Raw genomic sequence first — 4,405 nt, 5'->3', positions numbered from 1 at the left:
GTATCTTGGTGGCAGCATCACCGCCGCGCCGGGTTGGCGTGTCCAATCGCGAGAGTGGCTTCAGGAGCAATACCCCGATGCGACCGTAAACGAGATCCATGCGGCGATCGGTGGCACGGGATCCGACCTGGGCGTGTTTCGTCTGCAGCGAGATGCGCTGCAGCACGATCCGGATTTGTTGTTCGTGGAATTTGCGGTCAACGATGGCGGAGCGGCACCGGAGCGTATCCATCAAGCGATGGAAGGCATCGTCCGGCAAACCTGGGCGGCCAATCCGGAGACCGACATTTGCTTTGTCTACACGCTCACTCAAGCCATGCTGTCGGACCTACAGTCCGGCAAGATGCCTCGCGCAGCCAGCGCCATGGAAGACTTGGCCGATCACTACTCGATTCCCTCGATTCATTTCGGCGTCGAAGTCGCCCGAATGGAGTCGGCGGGAAAGCTAGTTTTCAAAGCTCCCAAACCGAAAGACATCGCTGCAGAGCCGATGGTCTTTTCAACCGACGGCGTTCACCCGCACGTCGAAACCGGGCATCGGCTTTATACCGAAGCGATCGCGCGATGCTGGCCAAAATTCGCTGCGGCCAGCGATGCCCCCCAACCCCATCCCTTGCCTACACCGCTTCGCGATGACAATTGGGAACGCGCCAAAATGGTGGCCATCGAGCCCGAGATGCTGACCGGGAACTGGACCAAGCTTCCGGCAGATCATGCGCTGGCCAAACGATTTCAACGCAACATGCCCGAGCTTTATCAAGCAGAAGAACCGGGGGCGACGTTGACATTTACATTCGAAGGAACCAACGCCGGGATCTTTGATCTGGTCGGTCCCGATGGCGGCCAACTTCGCGTTCGGTTGGACGGCGACGAAGTCACTCGCAACCGTATCGATGGCTATTGCACCTACCACCGCATGGCGACGCTACGGATCGGCTCGGAACTCTCTCCCGGGCGGCACAGCGTTACCATTGAATTGACACCGCAGCAGCTCGACAAACGGGAGATACTGTTCGAACGCAACCGGTCCGATTTCGATGGCAAACCAGACAAATACAAAAACCACACGTGGTATGCATCGTCACTGATGTTGATCGGCGACTTGGAATAGCGGCCACGTCCTTACCTATCCGAGTCGCTCTGCCGTCGCAGTGCTCACGCGCGCGTGGACGCATTGACCGTTCGGCGTGAGGGCGCTACTGCGTCGATGCTGCAAAGACGCGGAGTACCTCGTCTTTCACTTCGTATTTGCAGCCGACTTTTGCAAGGGCGATGTTCAGCACCATCCGAAGACTCACATTTTTCATTTCGATGCTGACTCTCGTATTCGTGGTGATGCCGGCTTGCTTCAAATCATTTCGGTCCAAGAGGATTGGAATCTGGTGCTGTTCGGAAAGCTGAGTCAGGAAGTCGGCGAGCGGCACGCCATCGGCTTTGACGGACGTTTTTCCCGATAGAACCTTCTGGTAATAGTCGGCAACACTGCCCTCCTCCGGTTGGTTGTGCTTGTTGTCACGATAGAGTGCATTGCGATTCGCTTTGGTCAGCGGTGCATCGATCGAGACGACCTCCCCCGAATCAAGTTTGCGAAGCTTTAGAAGCACAGACTCACTGGGGACATGCCCAAGCTTCCATAAGACCTCTACCAAGTCCTCACTCAATCGTTTCTTCCAGTTCTGACCAAACGCCTGCTTTGTTTGTTTAACCAGGTCTTCGATCGCGAGGTGGTCGATCTTCAGCAGTTCGTAGTGTTCGGATCCCACCGTGACAACGACCTGTTGTTCTCGAAACTCCATCCGTGTGTACGGCGCGAGTTTGGGAGGCACGGCTTGGTCGGCCGACTGCGGCTTCGCGTCACTCCGGTCATTGCCGGCGGACTTTGTTTCGACAATCGTGGCCACTTGCGTTGCTCCACGTCTGATGACGACCGAATCATTTTGGATCTCGAAACCATCGACGTCGCCGGCGATTTCGACGACGTACACGCCCGTTTTGATCTCGATCGTTTTTCCTGCTCGGCTGACCCACATCTGATCGACGACTTCGTCACCTTTCCGGATGACAATCGGTAGATTCGCATCCGCGTTACTTTCGATACGCAACGTGCCTTGCTCGGTCTGCAAGATGATGATGGTTGCCGCCCACAGGAGAAAGCCGAACAATCCCGCGGCAACGATCCAGGGCAAGGGTTTTCCGGTTTTGCGACCGTTAGCCGAGGCACTTGGCCGAGGTTTTCGGGTGGGTTGAACCTCCGGGGCTTCGGTTCCCGTCGGGTCCAACAGATGGGCCTGCCAGCGATTCAATAACCGAACGACCTGCGATGCAGTTTGATAGCGATGCTCGGGGGTCTTGCTGAGCAGCCGCATCACGATTGCGTCAAGCCACGCGGGAACGTCGGCGTTGATTTCACGCAGCGATCGCGGATCGTCATTGCCGATCCGATTGAGCACCCCCATTGTTGTTTCCGCACGAAACGGGCTGCGTCCGGTGAGCATGAAGTACATGACGCTGCCGAGTGAGAACAGATCGCTGCGGTGGTCGATCGCATCTCCGTGAGCTTGTTCGGGCGACATGTATTGCGGCGTGCCCGCGATCACGCCGCTGCGTGTCATGCTGGCGTCGTCCACCGCTCGGGCCAACCCGAAGTCGGTGATTTGGACGCGTTCGACACTGTTTTCCAACAAGATGTTTGCCGGCTTGATGTCGCGATGGACCAACCCCTGCTGGTGGGCTGCGGAAAGGCCGTCGGCGATCTGTGCCGCGATTCGGACGGTTTCGATCGGTGACAAGGGGCCATCGTGCTGCACCCGCTGTTGCAAACTCGGGCCGTCCACGACGGGCATGACCAAGTACGGAAGTCCATCGTGTTCATCGACCGTTTGAATCGGAACAACGTGCGGATGGACGACCGCGGCGGCACTCTTGGCTTCGCGAGAAAAACGTTGCCGCGCGGCGGCGGAACAGGCCAACTCGGGTGCCAAGACTTTCACGGCACAATGACGCCCCAGCGACGTATCAAACGCCCGCATCACGATCCCCATGCCGCCACGGCCAAGAACTTGTTTGATCTCGTAGCGTGCAAAGCGTCCAATCGAATCGGGATCACGGGACGGTTCGAGAAACGACGCGGCGCCGGCTTGCCGCCCGTGCTCGTCCTCGCCAGCATCGTCGGTTGCGGAGCGGTGCGGGGAAGCTGCACAGCCCTTGACGAAAGCGCCCGATGGTTCGGAAAACAACGCAGCGAGGTCTCGCCAGCTGAGGTTTTCTTCGGCCATGCCCTCGACCACGCACTGACAATCCTCGCACGACTCGATGTGTCGGGTGACTGCTTCGGTGCGTGCGGCGAGACGATCGTGCAGAAAGTCGTCGAGCGTTTCACGGTCGTAGTGAGATCGATCGCGCTGGTTTTGGTCGTTGCCAAGGCGTGCAATCATTCTTCGGTCTCCCACAGGCTGGAAATTGATTGAGCTTCTTGTTGCAAACGTGCAAACACGCGGCACTTTGCCATCCGCACGGCGCCTTCGGCCTTGCCGAGCGATGCCGCGACAGTGGAGATCGATTGGCCTTCGACGGCCGTCATCCAAAACGCTCGCCACGTGGCGGGTTCGCATTTTGAACGCACCCTGTCCGCCGCTACATGAAATTGCTGACGACGGAGTTCGTGATCGAACAAGGTGGCCGTCTCGTTCTGCCGATCCGGTTGTTGCATCAACCACTGGTTCATCTGGCTGTCACCCGACCCCACCGGCCCCTTGGGGCGTGTCAGCTGATTGACGACCAGGTTGCGGGTGATGCGGAACAACCAAGCTCGAAACGAACCCCGGCCACGTGTTTCGAACGTCTCCAGAGACCGTCGCACCGCGGCAAACACGTCTTGGGCCAAATCTTCCGCGTCGGCGTGCTGCAGGCCTTTGGCCAACGCCACCCGAACCACGAGCGGTCGGTACAGGCTGACAAACTCCATCCAAACCTCTTCCGAAGCCGGTTGGTTCAGCTTGCCGATCAGTGACGCTCGAGTTTCCGGACCTTGCAACATCGATTTCTCCTACCAGCCAAACACAGCCGCCGGGTTCCTGTCACACCAAACGATCAAAAAATCTCCAAAAACGGAGCCCCGGACCGAAAGGCACCCAACGGAGGAGGACACTGATTCAATGGTCTCGCCTCAAAACCCACATTCTACCTCCCGAGACGGTCGCATTGTCCACCCGTCCCGGCAGCAGCGTGCGGCGGACAACCGTTCGGCGACGACGATCGCCTCGGGAGATCGAATCTATCTCTGACAGAGATGGCCCCCTTTGTCCCGATGGCCCCCTTTGTCCCCCAGCCTCTCTTCGATCAGCCGGCGAGTCCGCCCAACCCCTTTTTGTAGAAATATTAGTCATGTCAACCATTTACGTGACTT

The 4,405-nt window shown here is 58.2% G+C and carries 3 protein-coding genes; 1 reads left to right on the top strand and 2 read right to left on the bottom strand.

Annotated elements, in window-relative coordinates; translation table 11 throughout:
- A partial coding sequence (locus tag ABX749_RS23715) for a GDSL-type esterase/lipase family protein (protein WP_372898177.1) occupies nt 1–1,111 on the top strand: 1,111 nt, incomplete at its 5' end.
- Nucleotides 1,112–1,196: 85 nt separating this feature from the next.
- On the opposite strand, the gene ABX749_RS23710 is transcribed toward ABX749_RS23715, so the two are convergent.
- Together ABX749_RS23710 and ABX749_RS23705 are read right to left on the bottom strand one after the other, a co-directional pair.
- Entirely contained in the window at nt 1,197–3,434 is a 2,238-nt protein-coding gene (locus tag ABX749_RS23710; RefSeq protein WP_372898175.1) for a serine/threonine-protein kinase, read from the bottom strand.
- Nucleotides 3,431–4,036, bottom strand: coding sequence for an RNA polymerase sigma factor (locus ABX749_RS23705; protein WP_372898174.1), 606 nt, complete (start codon nt 4,034–4,036; stop codon nt 3,431–3,433). The genes ABX749_RS23710 and ABX749_RS23705 overlap by 4 nt, the downstream gene beginning before the upstream one ends.
- Between the last annotated feature and the right edge of the window lie 369 nt (nt 4,037–4,405).

Source organism: Stieleria sp., assembly GCF_041595215.1.
GTDB classification, from domain to species: Bacteria; Planctomycetota; Planctomycetia; order Pirellulales; family Pirellulaceae; genus Stieleria; species Stieleria magnilauensis.
Note: the sequence above shows the minus strand (reverse complement) of the source record. Positions and strands in the feature narration are given on the sequence as shown.

Excerpts from the sequence above, each read along its gene's own strand:
- ABX749_RS23710 (WP_372898175.1), bottom strand. The coding sequence starts at position 3,434 with ATGATTGCACGCCTTGGCAACGACCAAAACCAGCGCGATCGATCTCAC.
- ABX749_RS23705 (WP_372898174.1), bottom strand. The coding sequence starts at position 4,036 with ATGTTGCAAGGTCCGGAAACTCGAGCGTCACTGATCGGCAAGCTGAAC.